18 protein-coding genes are annotated in these 16,094 nt (G+C 61.9%); 7 read left to right on the top strand and 11 right to left on the bottom strand.

The window, feature by feature from the left end; all coding sequences use genetic code 11:
* The first annotated feature begins 4 nt into the window (after positions 1-4).
* From NTD84_RS14970 to NTD84_RS14960, 3 genes are all read left to right on the top strand, one after another.
* Positions 5-1,249 (top strand): NAD(P)/FAD-dependent oxidoreductase, encoded by a 1,245-nt coding sequence (locus NTD84_RS14970; protein WP_262166844.1) that lies wholly within the window; start codon positions 5-7, stop codon positions 1,247-1,249.
* A gap of 28 nt (positions 1,250-1,277) precedes the next feature.
* Positions 1,278-1,631, top strand: a complete 354-nt coding sequence (locus NTD84_RS14965) for a RidA family protein (RefSeq protein WP_262166842.1) — start codon at positions 1,278-1,280, stop codon at positions 1,629-1,631.
* Positions 1,632-1,697: 66 nt separating this feature from the next.
* Positions 1,698-2,015 (top strand): DUF2388 domain-containing protein, encoded by a 318-nt coding sequence (locus NTD84_RS14960; protein ID WP_262166839.1) that lies wholly within the window; start codon positions 1,698-1,700, stop codon positions 2,013-2,015.
* A 134-nt stretch (positions 2,016-2,149) separates the two neighbouring features.
* On the opposite strand, the gene NTD84_RS14955 is transcribed toward NTD84_RS14960, so the two are convergent.
* Positions 2,150-2,941, bottom strand: a complete 792-nt coding sequence (locus NTD84_RS14955) for an SDR family NAD(P)-dependent oxidoreductase (protein ID WP_262166836.1) — start codon at positions 2,939-2,941, stop codon at positions 2,150-2,152.
* Between the two features lie 124 nt (positions 2,942-3,065).
* Between NTD84_RS14955 and NTD84_RS14950 the strand changes: the two genes are divergently transcribed.
* The gene (locus NTD84_RS14950; RefSeq protein ID WP_262166834.1) at positions 3,066-4,010 is read left to right on the top strand and encodes a GlxA family transcriptional regulator; all 945 of its coding nucleotides are present in this window, start codon (positions 3,066-3,068) and stop codon (positions 4,008-4,010) included.
* Positions 4,011-4,120: 110 nt separating this feature from the next.
* Positions 4,121-4,780 carry a methyltransferase family protein gene (locus tag NTD84_RS14945; RefSeq protein WP_262166832.1) on the top strand — a complete coding sequence of 220 codons (660 nt, stop codon included), beginning with the start codon at positions 4,121-4,123 and terminating at the stop codon, positions 4,778-4,780.
* A 104-nt stretch (positions 4,781-4,884) separates the two neighbouring features.
* On the opposite strand, the gene NTD84_RS14940 is transcribed toward NTD84_RS14945, so the two are convergent.
* Positions 4,885-5,553 (bottom strand): HAD-IA family hydrolase, encoded by a 669-nt coding sequence (locus NTD84_RS14940; RefSeq protein WP_262166831.1) that lies wholly within the window; start codon positions 5,551-5,553, stop codon positions 4,885-4,887.
* Positions 5,554-5,633: 80 nt separating this feature from the next.
* A complete protein-coding gene (locus tag NTD84_RS14935; protein ID WP_262166828.1) occupies positions 5,634-6,041 on the bottom strand; it encodes a response regulator in 408 nt (135 codons plus the stop codon).
* A 303-nt stretch (positions 6,042-6,344) separates the two neighbouring features.
* Here NTD84_RS14935 and NTD84_RS14930 point away from each other — a divergent pair, with 303 nt between their 5' ends.
* On the top strand, positions 6,345-7,220 hold the full coding sequence (locus tag NTD84_RS14930; protein ID WP_262166825.1) for a LysR substrate-binding domain-containing protein: 876 nt from the start codon (positions 6,345-6,347) through the stop codon (positions 7,218-7,220).
* A gap of 125 nt (positions 7,221-7,345) precedes the next feature.
* Here NTD84_RS14930 and NTD84_RS14920 read toward each other — a convergent pair whose 3' ends face one another.
* From NTD84_RS14920 to NTD84_RS14890, 7 genes are all read right to left on the bottom strand, one after another.
* Positions 7,346-8,710, bottom strand: coding sequence for an MFS transporter (locus tag NTD84_RS14920; protein ID WP_262166823.1), 1,365 nt, complete (start codon positions 8,708-8,710; stop codon positions 7,346-7,348).
* A gap of 166 nt (positions 8,711-8,876) precedes the next feature.
* Entirely contained in the window at positions 8,877-10,310 is a 1,434-nt protein-coding gene (locus tag NTD84_RS14915) for an NAD-dependent succinate-semialdehyde dehydrogenase (RefSeq protein WP_262166820.1), read from the bottom strand.
* A complete protein-coding gene (locus NTD84_RS14910) occupies positions 10,307-11,341 on the bottom strand; it encodes an aldo/keto reductase (protein ID WP_262166818.1) in 1,035 nt (344 codons plus the stop codon). Before NTD84_RS14910 ends, NTD84_RS14915 begins: the two co-directional genes overlap by 4 nt.
* Positions 11,342-11,351: 10 nt before the next feature.
* Positions 11,352-11,864, bottom strand: a complete 513-nt coding sequence (gene fae / locus NTD84_RS14905) for a formaldehyde-activating enzyme (protein WP_008043405.1) — start codon at positions 11,862-11,864, stop codon at positions 11,352-11,354.
* A 342-nt stretch (positions 11,865-12,206) separates the two neighbouring features.
* Positions 12,207-12,482 (bottom strand): pentapeptide MXKDX repeat protein, encoded by a 276-nt coding sequence (locus NTD84_RS14900; RefSeq protein ID WP_262166815.1) that lies wholly within the window; start codon positions 12,480-12,482, stop codon positions 12,207-12,209.
* A 71-nt stretch (positions 12,483-12,553) separates the two neighbouring features.
* Positions 12,554-13,333, bottom strand: coding sequence for a molybdopterin-dependent oxidoreductase (locus tag NTD84_RS14895; RefSeq protein ID WP_262166812.1), 780 nt, complete (start codon positions 13,331-13,333; stop codon positions 12,554-12,556).
* Positions 13,330-13,947, bottom strand: a complete 618-nt coding sequence (locus tag NTD84_RS14890; RefSeq protein WP_262166810.1) for a cytochrome b/b6 domain-containing protein — start codon at positions 13,945-13,947, stop codon at positions 13,330-13,332. The genes NTD84_RS14895 and NTD84_RS14890 overlap by 4 nt, the downstream gene beginning before the upstream one ends.
* A 251-nt stretch (positions 13,948-14,198) precedes the next feature.
* On the opposite strand from NTD84_RS14890, the gene NTD84_RS14885 reads away from it, so the two are divergent.
* On the top strand, positions 14,199-15,134 hold the full coding sequence (locus NTD84_RS14885; protein ID WP_262166809.1) for a class I SAM-dependent methyltransferase: 936 nt from the start codon (positions 14,199-14,201) through the stop codon (positions 15,132-15,134).
* Positions 15,135-15,287: 153 nt separating this feature from the next.
* On the opposite strand, the gene NTD84_RS14880 is transcribed toward NTD84_RS14885, so the two are convergent.
* The gene (locus tag NTD84_RS14880) at positions 15,288-16,055 is read right to left on the bottom strand and encodes a helix-turn-helix transcriptional regulator (protein WP_262166807.1); all 768 of its coding nucleotides are present in this window, start codon (positions 16,053-16,055) and stop codon (positions 15,288-15,290) included.
* Between the last annotated feature and the right edge of the window lie 39 nt (positions 16,056-16,094).

The following is a 16,094-nucleotide window of genomic DNA, read 5'->3' as shown; positions in this document are numbered from 1 at the left end:
GGACATGACACAGTCAGTTCATTGCGAAATCGCCGTTATCGGCGCCGGCGTGGTCGGCGTTGCCACCGCACTCTGGCTCCGCCGCCAGGGTTATCGGGTGTTGCTGCTGGAGCGCGAGGCGATTGCCGCGGGCGCGTCCTACGGCAATGCCGGCACGCTGGCGCCCTACGGCGTTATGCCAATTGCCCAGCCCTCGTTGCTGAAGGCGATTCCGTCGCTGCTGTTTTCGAAGGAATCGCCCTTTGTCATCAACTGGGCACGCCTGCCGCGGCTGATGCCCTGGCTGCTGCGGTTTCTCAATGAATGTCGAGCCTCGCGCTGCGAAGCCAACACCTTGGCGTTGATGAACATTCTCCAGCACACCTACAGTGGGTATGCGCCGTTGCTGGCTGATTGTCCGCAGGCCGACCAGCACGTGCGTCACAACGGCTGCCTCTATGCGTACGGCACCGAGCAAGGCTTTGCCGGCGCCCAGGCTGCCATCGCGCTGCGCCGCTCCCTGGGCATCGCGCAGCAGGTATTGAACGCCGCGGATGTCGAACAACTGGAACCGGCGCTGGCGGGCCAGGCGGTGGCGGGGATTCTGTTTCCCGAGTCGTCCCACATGGATGACCCACGGGCCTTTATCGAAGCGCTCGCCGCACCGCTGGTGGCCGACGGCACGTTGCACCAGGCGACGATCACCGCCGTGCAACGTCAGCCCAATGGCCTGCAGCTGTTGAGCGCCGAAGGCCAGGTCTATCGCGCAGATCGGGCCGTGGTGTGCGGCGGTGCGTGGTCGGCGGCGCTGGCGCGGCAGGTCGGGGATCGCATTCCACTGGATACCGAGCGCGGCTATCACATCGAATTCGACCTTGAGGACACGCTGCTGAACCGGCCTTGCTGCCCGGTGGAAAGTGCGTTCTACATGACCCCCATGGCCGGGCGGCTGAGGGTCGCGGGCACCGTCGAACTGGGCTCGATCAACGACCCGGCCAATCCCCAGCGTTTTGATTATCTGGAACGCCATGTGCGTCGGGTCATGGGTCTGACGACGCCGGTCGCCCGTCGATGGCTGGGTTTCCGGCCGTCCCTGCCCGACTCTTTGCCGGTCATTGGCCCATCGCCGAACGAACCTCGGCTGATCTACGCCTTCGGCCATCAACACCTGGGCCTCACGCTGGCCGGTGCCACTGGCCAACTGGTCGCCCAGTGCATCGCCGGCAAGGCGCCGTCATGGCTGGACAGTTTTTCCGTGCAACGCTTCTGAACGACGTCACTCCACAGGAGAGCCCTTGATGCAAACCATCGCGCGCAAACATACCAATCAACGCATGAGCCAGATCGTCATCCATGGCGACACGGTGTACCTCGCCGGTCAGGTCGGCGAACCTCACCACTCGGTGACCGACCAGACCCGTGACGCGCTGGCGCGGGTGGACGCCTTGCTGGTGGAAGCAGGTTCGACCCGCAACCACCTGCTGCAAGCCACTATCTGGCTGGCCGACATGGAGGATTTCGAGGCGATGAACGCGGTGTGGGATGGCTGGGTGCCAACAGGTTGTGCACCGGCGCGGGCCTGCGGTGAGGCGAAACTGGCGGATCCTGCCTTACGCGTTGAAGTGATTGTTTGCGCAGCAAGGAACTCCTGACGGCCGCCACGTATCCTAAACTGTGTGGTACTTCCTTTACGCTTCACGCTTTCGGAGGACACCGTCATGCGCCGTCTGATACTTATCTCTTCCCTTGTGTTGTGTTTACCTTTCGGTTCGGCTTTCGCGAGAGTGGATGCGGGCGATGTTGCCACCTCGGCCGGGGTTTCTGCTTCGCTGTACTCGACGTTCAAAGACCATAAACTCATGATTCCCGCACGGGATGACGCCTCCAGCTTCGTGGCCAGTGGCGGTGCCATTCGTGGCGTGTATCTGGAGTCGGTCATGAAGCAGATCCGCCAGGACAATCCCGGGCTCAACGCCAGCGATGAAGACCTGGCCAGAGCCATTCTCATCCAGGATGGTAATGCTGCCGGGCAATGAAGCTGAACCAGTCGCGGTGGGGCTTGTAACACCTGGATAGCGTTTCCGGCCCTGCTTCGCCTCAGCTCCAATGTTTACCTGCGAGCCCTCGTGGGAGCCGGCTTGCCGACCCCTTCTAAGGACGCGCCTGCTTATCAGCGATACCGCGGTGCCGCTGTGGAGTTGCCGAACAAGCCAGACAAAAGCTTGCGCTGAGCTTCGTACCGCTCGAACTGCGCGCCGTCGTGCAACCCTGGAATCGTCACCACCTCCCCGCTCGCCAACCCGACCAACGCGGCATCGACCATGTCTTCGGCGGTCATCACGATTTCCTGCGGCAGGTTTTCCACCGGATTGCCCGCCTCGCTCCAGAAATCGGTCGCAGTGGCGCCGGGCAGCACGGCCTGGATGCGAAGGCCTTTGTCGGCCAGTTCATGTTGCATGGATTGGCTCAGGCTCAACACGAAGGCCTTGGTGCCGCCATATACGCCATTGAGGATTTCCGGGGCAATCGCCACGATCGAGGCAATGTTGATCACCGTGCCGGTGCCTCGGGCGACAAATCCGGGAACGACCGCGTAGGCCAGGCGCATCAGCGCGGTGACGTTCAGGGTGATCATGTCCTCCATCTCGTCCACCGGGCTGCCCAGCAGCGGCATGACCCCGCCGACCCCGGCGTTGTTGACCAGCAAGGTGATGCTGGCATCGGTGCACAGGATGTCCTCCACCCGGCGCACATCGGCCTTGTCTTTCAGATCGGCCGCGACCACTTCCACCGCACGTCCGGTTTCGTTGCTCAGGTGATTGGCCAGGGCATTCAGTTTGGCCTGGCTGCGAGCGACCAGAATCAGGTCGTAGCCTTGCCGGGCGAGACGGTCGGCGTAGACCGCGCCGATGCCGGAAGAAGCGCCCGTGATCAGTGCAGTGCCTTTGGATGAGAGAGCCATGTTCAGTGTCCTTCATAAGTGAGGCGAGGTATTCGCCGGGTGTGAACCTTTATAAAGGGACTGACGCTTGTCTCAAATGACGTTTAAAGTACGTTTTCAGGACATGCCCATTGAGAGTTCGCTCATGACTTCCGTAGCGTTCGTGGTGTTTGAAGGTTTCCAGTCCATGGCACTGGCCGCCATGCCGGTGTTCGAGTACGCCAACGTCAGCGCTGGCGAAGCGCTTTACGAGGTGAGCGTGGTGTCCGAGGACGGCCGTTCGTTGCGTGCTTCTGGCGGTTTGAGCATCGGCACCCAGGCGTTTGATGAGCAGCTGTTCGACACGGTGATCGTGGTCGGCGGTGATTCCATACTCGAGCAGGCGCCCGAAGGTGTATTGAATTACGTGCGCGCCAGCGTGAAAACCGCGCGGCGTACAGCGTCGATTTGTTCAGGCGCGTTCGTGCTGGCCCAGGCTGGCTTGCTCGAGGGCCGCCGGGCGACCACGCACTGGGCTTACACGCGGGAGCTGCAAGCACGGTTTCCCTCGATCAAGGTCGAGGAAGACCGGATTTACGTGGTCGACGGTTCGATCTGGACCTCGGCCGGGATGACCGCCGGCATCGACCTCGCCCTGGCCATGGTCGAGAAGGACCACGGCGCCGAACTCGCGCGCTCCGTGGCGCAGAAACTGGTGATGTACCACCGGCGCGCGGGCGGCCAGTCCCAGCACTCGGCGCTGCTGGAGCTGGAGCCGAAATCCGACCGCATCCAGACCGTGCTCGGCTATGCCCGGGAACACCTCGCCGACACCTTGTCGGTGGAACAACTGGCGGACGTCGCACGCCTGAGCCCGCGCCAGTTCAGCCGCGCCTTCCGCGCCGAAACCGGCCAGTCGCCGGCCAAGGCCATCGAAAACCTGCGCCTGGAAGCCGCGCGGCAAATGCTGGAACGCGGGCGCCTGACCCTGGAACAGATTGCGACCGAGACCGGCTTCTGCGATCCCCGCCGCATGCGCGAAGCCTTCCTCAGAGCCTTCGGCCAACCGCCGCAAGTCATCCGCCGCAGCGCCCGAGCCGGAATCCTGTAGGAGCCAGCTTGCTGGCGATCAGGCCCCAGCCATGCGGTGATGTTGAAATCGTCATCGCCGGCAAGCCAGCTCCTACAATGATATGCATGGGTTCTCCTGGAGCGGAGCGTATGAAAATCTCGGCCAAACTGGCATTTTTCGCCATCGTCGGCACCCTCGCCTACCTTTGGCTCGCGGTGTGGGGGTTCGGCGGATCTGCAGCGTTTTTCTCTCACGGCGCCTTGGTGGTCGTTGCCTTGGCGACGCTGGGCATGGCGCTCGCGTCGCTGTTCACCGAGGTCAATCTCAGTTCTGGCGATCGTGAAGACCGGGCCAATCGCTGGGTGCTCCCGGCTTTCGGAGTGATCGGGATACTGAGCGGTTTTCTCCCGGCCTACACCGATCGCATCGGCGTCTGGACCTTCGGTGGCGAAGGCGTGCGCTGGTTCGGTGCACTGGTGTTCATCGTCGGCGGCGTGTTGCGTCTGTGGCCGGTGTTTGTCCTGGGAAACCGTTTCAGCGGGTTGGTGGCGATCCAGCCGGGGCACCGCTTGGTGACTGACGGGATTTATCGGACGCTACGCAACCCCAGCTATCTGGGCATGCTGGTGATAGCCGTGGGCTGGGCGCTGGCGTTTCGTTCCGGCGTTGGTTTGCTGTTGGCGGCGCTGACGGTCATCCCGCTGATCGCCCGCATTCATTCCGAAGAGGCGCTGCTGCGGGCGCAGTTTGGCAGTGAATATGAGGCGTATTGCGCTCGGAGTTGGCGGTTGGTTCCTGGCTTGTACTGAGGAACAAAACTGTGGGAGCGAGCCTGCTCGCGAAGGCGGAATGTCACTCCATAAAGATGTGGTCTGACACGCCGTATTCGCGAGCAGGCTCGCTCCCACATTTGTTAGATCGGGAGCAAACGGATGAACCCCGTGGCATCCAGGTGAACGCTGACCGCATCGTAGCTGGCCAGCGTTGCATGTGGCGTTACGATCGGGTGGTCGTGCGTCGAGGTAATGATCAAGAGGTCTGCCCCCGCCGCTTCGGCAGCGCGTATGCCGACCGCGGCATCTTCGAATATCAGGCACTCCGTGACGTCCACTCCCAAGCGCTTGGACGCCAGTAAGTATCCCGCAGGGTCCGGTTTACCGGCACTGACATCTTCCGCCGTGACCATCACCTCGGGCTCGGGAATCCCCGCCGCCGCCATGCGCCGCAGCGCCAACGCCCTGGGCGCAGACGTGACAATCGCCCACTGCCGCGCCGGTAACGACTCGAGAAATTTCGCCGCACTGGCCACCTCGACAATCCCCTCGACGTCATCGATTTCCGCCTGGGTCACCCACGCCGCCTCAGCCTTGGGATCAATACCCGGCAAGGCCTGGCGGTTGACAGTGTCAATGGCACGAGCGCCATGAATGGTCGGCAGGAACGTCGCGACATCCAGCCCGTGGCGCAACGCCCAGGTGGTCCAGATGCGCTCGGCGGCGGCGATGGAATTGAGGACGGTACCGTCCATATCAAATAGAAAGGCGCGATAAGGTTTGTTAAAAACCGATGTTTGATCTGACAAGGATGCACTTCCTTCGCAGGAGCCGGACGGCGGTTGCCACGCAATGTAGCAAGTTCGCGCGGCTCGCGTACCGCCGGTTTTCAGCCCACCGTCTTCGACTTCAAAGCGCCTTCGACGCAATCGAGCAATTGCCCCAGCGCCCAGGGTTTCTTGATGAAAGACACCTCGTGCCGCACCCCTGAGGTTTCTGGCGTTTCGAACCCGGACATGATCATGATCGGCTTGTCCGGCCAGCGGTCACCGAATTGATTGGCCAGATCGGCGCCATTCAGCTTGCCGGGCATTGTGATGTCCGTCAGCAAAAGCGCCACGTTGTCCGCGTGCTGCTCCAGATAACCCGCCGCCGCATCCGCGCTGATCTGCGGTTCGACCGTAAAACCTTCCTCCTGCAGAATTTCGCAGAGAAACTCCAGGATCAACGGATCGTCCTCAACCACAAGAATCAACCCGCCAGAAAGCTGCTCGCCCGCCGCCGATACTGGACACATGATTGCCACTCCCTGATTGCCTAATGATTTCGCGGGCTCAAATCCGCTGCTTACAGGTATGAGCAGCGGGCTCGGCGGAAATTCATTTTTGATGCCACACAGGGTAAAAAATCAAACGTCCCAGGGGACGGGCGGACGAAACATTGAGTAATTCAGGTGCGGGCGGGATTTTGGCGTCGCCAAGGACGGCCCAAACAACGCTTGCATCAGGTTCTTGCTGATAGTCAGATAGGCACCATAAAACCAACCTCTACAACAACCGGCCCGACGCAACACCCGAGGCCGGTGCGGAGCCCTTCTGCCATGCGCCAACTGCCCTCGCTCAATATGCTGCGCGTTTTCGAAGAGGTCGCGCGGCATCGCAGTTTCAGCCAGGCGGCGCTGGGTCTGAACGTTACCCAGGGAGCGGTGAGCCGGCAGATCAAGCAGCTCGAAGACTACCTCGGCGTCGCGCTGTTCATCCGCACGCCGCAAGGCTTGTCACTGACTGAAACCGGCAGCGCCCTCTCACCGCATCTGGCAGAAGCCTTCGACCACATCGAACGCGCCCTGCAAGCCGTGCGCGTGCCCAACCTGCGCCAGCGCCTGCGCATCCTGGCGCCGCCGACCTGGGCCACGCGGTGGTTGTCGGCGCACCTGCGGGTGTTTTGCCAGCGCTACCCGGACATCAGCCTGAGCGTGACCAACCAGGCCGGGCACGACAGTCTGGCCGAGATCGACTGTCACATTCGCTTCGGCCTCGAAGCCGCGCCCCATTGCAACAGCCAGTTGCTGGTCATGGAGCGGCACATCGCCGTGGCCAGCCCCGAGCTGTTCAACGATGGCCAGCCGCCGGACCTGCGGCAATTTCCGTTGCTGCACATCCTGCACGACGGCAAGCGCCTGAAGGTGTGGGAGAACTGGCTGGCGGCGATGGGCCGGGACGATGTCGATGCGGGCCAAGGGCTGGAGTTCAGTACGCTGGATCAGGTGATCCATACCGCGCTGGCGGGCGGCGGACTGGCAGTGATCGACCGGCAGATGATCGAGAAGGAACTGGCCCATGGCAGCCTGCTGCCGATCACGCCGGTGGAGGTGATCGGGCCTTATGGCTATTGGCTGGACGTGGCGAACGACAAGCAGGGGTTGTCGAAGGTGAAGTTGTTCACCGATTGGTTGGGACTGGTCAGCAATCCCTGAACCACCGGTATCCCCTGTGGGAGCGGGCTTGCTCGCGAAGGCGGAGTGCCAGTCGCCATCTATGTTGACTGATACACCGCCTTCGCGAGCAAGCCCGCTCCCACAGTTAAGTTTGTGGCTGTAGTTTAGATCGGAGCAGCGGTTTTGACGGCGACCGCCGCACTCCCCTCCACCGGACTCTGCGCCTTGCACGCCTGGCTCAGCGTCAGCGACTTGGTCTCCGGCGCCCACGCCCAGGACAGCAACGCGCCCAGTGCCAGGATCGCCGCAAGAATACCCATGGTCGGGCTCAGGCCGATCCCCGCCACACTCACCGGCAGCAAGAACGTGCTGACCGCCGAACCCAGGCGGCTCACCGCGGTGGCCAGGCCAATCCCGCTGGCCCGTACTTCGGTCGGGAAACTCTCGGCCGGGAACACCCCCACGAGGTTACTCACCGCCGACAACACCAGCGTAAACAAGCCGAACACCAGCACCATCAGGAACGCCGCACTGCTGGGCAGCACCGCCAGCATGAACAACGCGACCGCGAGGATGATGAACGAGTTGATCAGGAACCCGCGTCGCGAGAACTTGATCGTGCACCAGATGCCAATCAACGCGCCGAGGATCAGCAGCATGTTCAGCATCAGTTCGGTGCCGAAGCCTTCGGCCAGGCCCATCTTCTGCAGGATCGACGGCAGGAACGTATAGATCGCGAAGTACGGCATCACGATGCAGACGAAGAACAGGCAGTTGAACGCGGTGCGCTTGCGGTATTCGCGGCTGAACAGCACCGCATAGCCGGAACGGGTTTCGGTGGATTGTGTTTCGTCGAGTTCGACGTTGGCGCCCAGGTGTTTCTTGACGATGGCGCGCGCCTCGGCAACCCGCCCCTGGTTGACCAGCCAGCGCGGCGACTCCGGCGTGCCGATTCGGGCAATCAGGATCAACGCCGCCGGGATCGCCGACGACGCCAGCATCCAGCGCCAGGCATCGTCGCCGAGGCTGAGCATGGCGGTGCCGACGAAGGTGGCGGCGACGTAACCGAAGGTCCAGATCACGCTGAACGAACCGAGCAACACGCCGCGGTGCTTCTTCGGCGAGAACTCGGCGAGCATGGCGTGGCCGACGCTGAAATCACCGCCGAGGCCGATGCCGATCAATACCCGGCAGAGAAACAGGCCCATGGCCGTTTCGGCGTAGAACTGCATCACCGAGGCGAGGGTGATCAGCACGAAGCTGACCAGAAAGATCTTCTGGCGACCGACCTTGTCGGAAATCCAGCCGAAAAACAGGCTGCCGAGGAACAGCCCGATCAGCGCCGATGCGCCGATCAATCCTTGCCAGAAGGCATCCAGTTGCATCTGCGGGCTCAGCAGGGTGAAGGCGATGCCGATCAGGCCGAGGATGTAGCCGTCGGTGAAATGCGCACCGAAGGTCAGCCCGGCGATCTTGAGGTGAAAGCGCCCGATGGGCAGGTCGTCGATTTTTACCGGTTGTACGGACATGTAAATCTCCAATTGTTGTTATTGACGGAGAAATGAAAGCGAAATCGGTGTGCTCTTCTGTAGGAGCGAGCATGCTCGCGAAAAGTCTGAGAACGCCGTGGTGCGTCAGGCTCCCCGCGTTATCGTTAACGTCCATCGCGAGCTTGCTCGCTCCTACAAGGGGGGGTTAGAGGCCGCCCATCAGCAGGTATTTGATCTCCAGGTAGTCATCCAGACCGTACTTCGAACCCTCGCGACCGAGGCCCGATTCCTTGATGCCGCCGAACGGCGCCACTTCCGTGGAAATGATCCCTTCGTTGATCCCGACCATGCCCGCTTCCAGGCCTTCGGCCATGCGCCAGACGCGGCCGATGTCGCGGCTGTAGAAGTAAGCGGACAAGCCGTACGGCGTGTCGTTGGCCATTTGCATCACCTCGGCTTCGTCCTTGAAGCGGAAGCACGCGGCCACCGGGCCAAAGGTTTCGTCCTGGGCGATCAGCATGTCGCTGCTGGCTTCGGCGAGAATGGTCGGCTCATAAAACGTGCCGCCCAGCGCGTGACGACGGCCGCCGCACAACAGTTTGGCGCCCTTCTCCAGTGCGTCGCTCACGTGCAGTTCAACCTTGGCCAGCGCCGCATTGTTAATCAGCGGACCTTGCTCGGTTTCGCCTTCCAGAGCGCTGCCGACGCGCATGGCCGCCACCGCCTCGGCGAGTTTGCCAGTGAAGGCTTCGTACACGCTGTCCTGAATGAAGAAGCGGTTCACGCAGACGCAGGTTTGCCCGGTATTGCGGAACTTCGAGGCCATTGCGCCTTTCACGGCGGCGTCCAGATCGGCATCGTCGAAGACAATGAACGGCGCGTTGCCGCCCAGTTCCAGCGAGACTTTTTTCAGGGTCTCGGCAGCCTGGCGCATCAACAACTTGCCGGTGCGGGTGGAGCCGGTGAACGACAATTTGCGCACAACCCCGGAGGCTTGCAGCGCACCGCCGATCGCCACGGCGTCACCACTGACGATGTTGAACACGCCTGCCGGAATCCCGGCCTGCTCGGCCAGCACCCCCAGGGCGAAGGCCGACAGCGGTGTTTCTTCCGATGGCTTGAGAATCATTGTGCACCCCGCCGCCAGCGCCGGGCCGACCTTGCGGGTGACCATCGCCAGCGGGAAGTTCCACGGAGTGATCGCGGCGACCACGCCGATGGCTTCCTTGACCACGATGATCCGCGCGTCCGCCTTGTGGCTCGGGATCACGTCGCCGTAAGCACGCTTGGCTTCTTCGCCGAACCACTCGAGAAAGCTCGCGGCGTAGACCACTTCGCCCATCGCTTCGGCCAACGGTTTGCCCTGCTCGCGACTGAGCAGCGTCGCCAGCTCCTTCTGGTGACTGAGCATCAGTTCGCTCCAGCGCTTGAGCTTCTGGCTGCGCTCCTTCGCAGTCAGCGCGCGCCAGGCCGGCAACGCGCGGTTGGCGGCGTCGATGGCGAGGTTGGTTTCCTCGGCGCCGGCCTGCTGCACCTCGGTGATCAACTCGCCATTGGCGGGGTTGAACACCGGGTATGTCGAACCACCGGAAGACCATTGGCCGTCGATGAAATGGCCGTGACGGATCAGCGCGCTCATGCCACAGCCTCGGTCAACGTGAAGCGTTCCAGGCCCGGACGGGCCGAACGCAGGATGCGTTTGCCAGCGGTGTAATCGTTGATCACATCGCACGGGGTGTAATTGCGTTCCAGTTCGTGCAGCTCGTCAGCGTCGAGCTGGGTGTCGAGCGCCGCCAGGGCACTGTCGAACTGCTCGGTGGTGTCGGCGCCGACCAGCATGCAATCCACCCCCGGATGGTTGGCGACCCAGGCCTGGGCGATTTGCGCGTTGGACACACCACGCGCGCGGGCCACTCGTTGCACCGAATGGGCGATCTCGAACGAGGCTTCGTCGCTGTACATCTGCTGGGTGAAGAAGTCAGTCTGGTTGCGGGTCGACTGCACGTCACCGGTCAGCAGACCACGGGCCAGCGGACTGAATACCGAGACGCCCAGACCCTGGTCGCGGCAGAACGGAATCATTTCGCGCTCTTCTTCACGGTAGGCACAGTTCAGTTGCAGCTGCATGTTGATCGGCTTGACCCAGCCATTGCGCTCGCACGCCATGAGGATCTTCGCCAACTGCCCGGTGAGCATGGTCGACACGCCGATGTAACGCGCCTTGCCGGAACGCACGATGTCGTTCATCGCACTCATGGTCTCTTCGACCGGGGTGTTCACATCGAAGTAATGCAGCATGAACACATCGACATAATCCATGTTCAGACGCTGCAGCGAGGCGTCGATGCTGTCCATGATGTGCTTGCGCGAATGGCCGCTGGCGTTGATTCCGGTGCGGGTGCCGTAACCGACTTTGGTGGTGATCACCAGGTCTTCGCGGCGGGCCAGGCGCTTGACGATGCGCCCCACTACTTCCTCGCCGACACCGGCGGAATAGAAGTCCGCGAGGTCGATGAAGTTGACGCCGTTGTCCAGGGCGTGCGCGACGATTGGCTCGCTTTTCTTCTCATCGAAGATCCACGGCTTCCAGTCCGGGGTGCCCATGTTCATGGTGCCCAGGCACAGGCGGGAGACTTGCAGGCCGGAGTTGCCCAAACGAATGTATTGCATGGCGCGGACCTCAGGCTTTTGGTGTGTAGAAAGGGTTGCTGATGTGATTGACCACGTCCGCCAGTTGCGCGGTTTCCGGCTTGCCGGTCAGCGCGGCACGGATCGCCGTGCGGCAGGCGTTGTAGTTGTTCAAGTACACGGCATCGAGGTCATCGCACGCCGGGTTGACCCAGTTGGCGGTGACGATGGCCCATTCATCTTCGGCTTCCGGCGGCAAGGTGCCGTCGAGCAACGCTTCCAGAACCGCCTTGGCGATCCCGGCTTGCGACGCACCCCAGGTGGCGTTGCCGTGCAGGTCGCTGCTGATCGCGGCTTTGTTGACGTAGAGGGTCATCGGTTTGACCGGGATATTGGGCTGGGCAATCACCATGAACGGGCAATGGCCCTGGCTCGGCGACGCCAGGCTGTTGGCGAACGCCTGCCCCGCCGGACCGTTGCGCGGGCCGATCAGGATGTTGATGTGAGCGGCGTTGACGCCAGGGCCTTCGAAGCCTTCACCGATGTACAGGTCGAGTTCTTTCATGGGTCGTTACTCTTCAGTGATTTTTTTGGAGGATCAGCAATGCACGCGGACGGTGCAGGTCGCGTGGCGAATGGCGGAGGTCGAAGAGCGCTGGGTATGGCGGAGAGGATCAGTCATGGGTGCAAACGCTCTTTTTTGTTGTTGATGAGCTGTGTTTGCGATTTTTTAACACTGGGGGTTGGCGGGGCTGTAACCATTAAAAGTCATGAGGGCATGACTTCAAGTCATACCCCAAAAACCTGTAGGAGCGAGCCTGCTCGCGATGGTGTGTCAGCTGCATTGATGCCAACTGACAGACCATCGCGAGCAGGCTCGCTCCTGAGGGGATTGTGTGGTTTCGGATTACTGCGACATGGCGTCTTTTTTCATGGCGTCCTTGGACATCGCGTCTTTTTTCATTTCGTCCTTCTTCATCGAATCCTTGGACATGGCGTCTTTCTTCATTGTGTCCTTGCTCATGGCATCCTTTTTCATCGTGTCTTTTTTCATGGCGTCTTTGGACATCGAGTCTTTGCTCATGCTGTCGTTGCTCATGCCGTTGGTGGTTTCGGCGGCAAATACGCTGGCAGCGCCCATGGCGAGGCACATGGACAGAACGACGGTGGTTAACTTTTTCATGATGAAACTCCTTGAAGCACAGGTTGCGATTGAACGCAGCGAATGCTGCGCGGTGAAGCTGTCGGGCGCCGTCAGCTGCCGCCGAACCAGTTGTAGCCCTGGTCTTCCCAGTAGCCGCCGCTGTAGGTGTTGCTGACGAATATCGCCTGGATGTGTTTGGGATTCTTGTAGCCGAGCTTGGTCGGCATGCGCAGCTTCATCGGGAAGCCGTATTCGCGCGGCAGCACCGCGCCGTCATAGGTCAGCGCCAGCAGAGTCTGTGGGTGCAGCGCGGTCGCCATGTCGATGCTGGTGTAGTAATCGTCGGCGCATTTGAAGCCAACGTATCTGGCATCGGTGTCGGCGCCGACCCGCTTCAGGAAATCGCTGAAACGCACGCCGCCCCAGCGCCCGATCGCGCTCCAGCCTTCAACACAAATGTGCCGGGTGATCTGTTCGTTCTGCGCCATGGCGCGCAGTTCTTCGAGGCGCCAAGTGCGCTTGTCGGCGACCAGCCCGGTCACTTCCAGCCGATAACTTTCTTCCTCGACCGTCGGCGCCTCGTCGATGCCGTAAAAAGCGTTGAAGGGAAACGGCCGGGTGATCATCGACGCCGGATAGGTCGGCGCCAGGGCGTTGGGATTGAACAGCCAGCCCTGCACCCGATCGTTGAACCGCGACATCGACGACAGCGCAGTCTCGACGCTGTCGTTATCGCTGATGTTGCAGCCGGAGAGCATGGCCACGCCGCCAAGGGTCAGGCCACGCAGCAGGAACGAGCGGCGCGAGCGGTCTTCGATCTGCGGGGCAATGATCTTGCGGGCGTCTTTCAGGATCGAGGATTCGTCGAGACCTTCGATGCGCTTTTTCATACCGGCTCCTTGCGACCGATGATCATGGCCAGCAGCGTTTTCGGCACGAGGGCGACCATCACCAGATGCACGGCCACAAAGGCCATCAACAACGTCATCGCGATGAAATGCACATGCCGCGCTGCGTCGTAGCCGCCGAGCAGTTCACGCAGCAGCGGGAACTGCACGGACTTCCACAACACCAGCCCGGAGATCACCAGCAGCGCAATGTCGAGCATCACGAACAGGTACGCCAGCCGTTGCACCTGGTTGTAATGACTCAGGTCGGCATGCCCCAACCGACCGCGCAACGCGGCCCCCAGGTCCCGCCACACACCGCTGGGCGAGACCGGGAAAAAGCGTCGTGACAGACGGCCACTGGCGAGATTGATGGCCAGGTAAACCAGCCCGTTGAGGGCGAGGAACCACATCGCCGCGAAATGCCACTGCAACGCGCCGCCGAGCCAGCCGCCCAGGGTGATGCCTGTCGGGAAACTGAAGTCGTACAGCGGGGAGGCGTTGTAGATGCGCCAGCCGCTGGTGACCATGACCAGCACCGCCAGGGCATTCAGCCAATGGGTCAACCGTAGCCAGCGGGGGTGGCTGGCCTTGGGTGCGGCAGTTGACTGCGACATGTCCGGCTCCAGGTTGTTATTCGTTGGAGCCGAGTATGAAAGCCGGAAGATCGCCAAATCCTCACGTAAAGTTAAATTAACCGTGATAACTGCGATGGGAGCAGGCTTGCTCGCGAAGGTGGTGTATCAGGCAATGACAAGGCGATTGATATACCGCCTTCGCGAGCACGCCCGCTCCAGAGTTTGGTGTCGACCGCCCATCGCTCAACTATGGTTAAATGCCGCCCCCTCCCAATGACCGACCGAACCCGATGAACCCTGAAGCTCTCATCACCCTCCACGACCATCTGCTGACTGCCCTCGCGGCCGCCCCCGCAGAAACCCGCCGGCTGTTCCACGGTCGCGGTCGATGCTGGCCGGGGCTGGAGCAGGTGACCGTCGACTGGTTGCAGGGCGTGGTGCTGGTGTCGCTGTTCAAGGAGCCGGAAGCGGCGCAGCTGGAAGGGTTGAAACAGCGGTTGATGGACATCACCCGCTCGCCCGAGTGGACGCAATCCGGTGCGCACACCCTGGCGCTACAGCATCGCTATTTGCTGCAAAGCACCACCGAATGGCTGGTCGGGGAAGTGATCGAGGACATGACCATCACCGAAGGCGGCCTGCGTTATCGCGTTGACCTCGGCCGCAAGCAGAACACCGGGCTGTTCCTCGACATGCGCTACGGCCGCGACTGGGTCCGCGCCAACGCGGTGGGTAAACGTGTGCTGAACCTGTTCGCCTACACCTGCGGTTTTTCCGTGGCGGCTGTCGAGGGCGGCGCCGAACACGTGGTCAACCTGGACATGTCCAGCCCGGCCCTGAATCGCGGCCGCGACAATCACCGGCTCAACGGCCACGACCTGAGCAAAGTGAGCTTTCTCGGCCACGACCTGTTCAAGTCCTGGGGCAAGGTGATCGGCAAGGGTCCGTACGACCTGGTGATCATCGACCCGCCGTCGTTTCAGAAAGGCAGCTTTTTGCTGACCAAGGACTACCAGCGGGTGCTGCGCCGCTTGCCGGAATTGCTCACCCCGCAAGGCACTGTGCTGGCCTGCATGAACGACCCGGCATTGGGTTCGGACTTCCTGATCGAGGGCGTGACCCGTGAGGCGCCGAGCTTGCGTTTTGTGGAGCGGCTGGCGAACCCGCCGGAGTTTCCGGATGCGGATGACGAGGCCGGGTTGAAGGCGTTGGTATTCCGTTTTTAAGAGCGCGTCGCCGCTGAAGCGATCCCTGTAGGAGCGAGCAGGCTCCGGGCGGCGTTCCGACGAGAGTCGTCAACGATAACGCGCGGTTCCTGACTCTGCGCGGCGCGCTCAGGTTCATCGCGAGCGAGCTCGCTCCTACAGGGGATGGTGGGATCAACGCGGCTGCAACACCAATGCAAACAACTCGCCATGCCCGTTCACATTGAGCTTGTGATAGACGTTGCGCCGATGCACCTTCACCGTTTCCGGTGAAATCCCCAGGTGCTGGGCGATGGCTTTGCTGGAGAAACCCTGGAGGATCAGCCGCGCGGTTTCGACTTCCCGCGCCGTCAATCGCGCATCGAACTGATCGAGCAGGGTTGCCAGGTCTCCGGCCACGGCCGTCGGCCCTTCCGGCGGCACCAGTTGCAGGTGTCGGCCCATGGCCGCCAGCACCCAGTCGCGCACGCACAGCAGACGTCCCTGTTCTTCCAGGGTGAAACGCGCAACTCGCCCCAAAGACAAACCAAGCACGGCGCCGTCGAGGTTGATCATGAACTGCAACTCATCGCCGCCCACCACGGAACGGAAGTAACTCTGGTAGTACTCGCTCTGCTGGAACTGGTCCGGGGCCACTGAGTCAAGGCTGTGCAAACCGTCGGCAATGCCGGCGCAGGCAGCCTGGTAAAACGGGTCGAGCAGGTACATGCCGGCGCTGTAGCCGGCGAGTTCTTCAGCCTCGTCGCCGCTGCTGCGGGAGTCGAAATCGATCAGCAAACGCGGCACTCGCCCCGCTTGCATCACCGCGACCAAGGCGTTATCCAGCGGCACCAGCAGGCGCAAGGTATCCACCAGCGCCCGCCAGAATCCGTCGTGGCCCAATGCGCCAAACACCCGCGCCAGCCCTTGGTGCACCGGCAGTTCTTTTAACAACGCGTCCACGCCCTACCCCTTTCGAGTAACCCATGATGGGAATGGGTG

This window comes from Pseudomonas sp. 14P_8.1_Bac3, assembly GCF_025466085.1.
Taxonomy (GTDB): Bacteria; Pseudomonadota; Gammaproteobacteria; order Pseudomonadales; family Pseudomonadaceae; genus Aquipseudomonas.
Note: the sequence above shows the minus strand (reverse complement) of the source record. Positions and strands in the feature narration are given on the sequence as shown.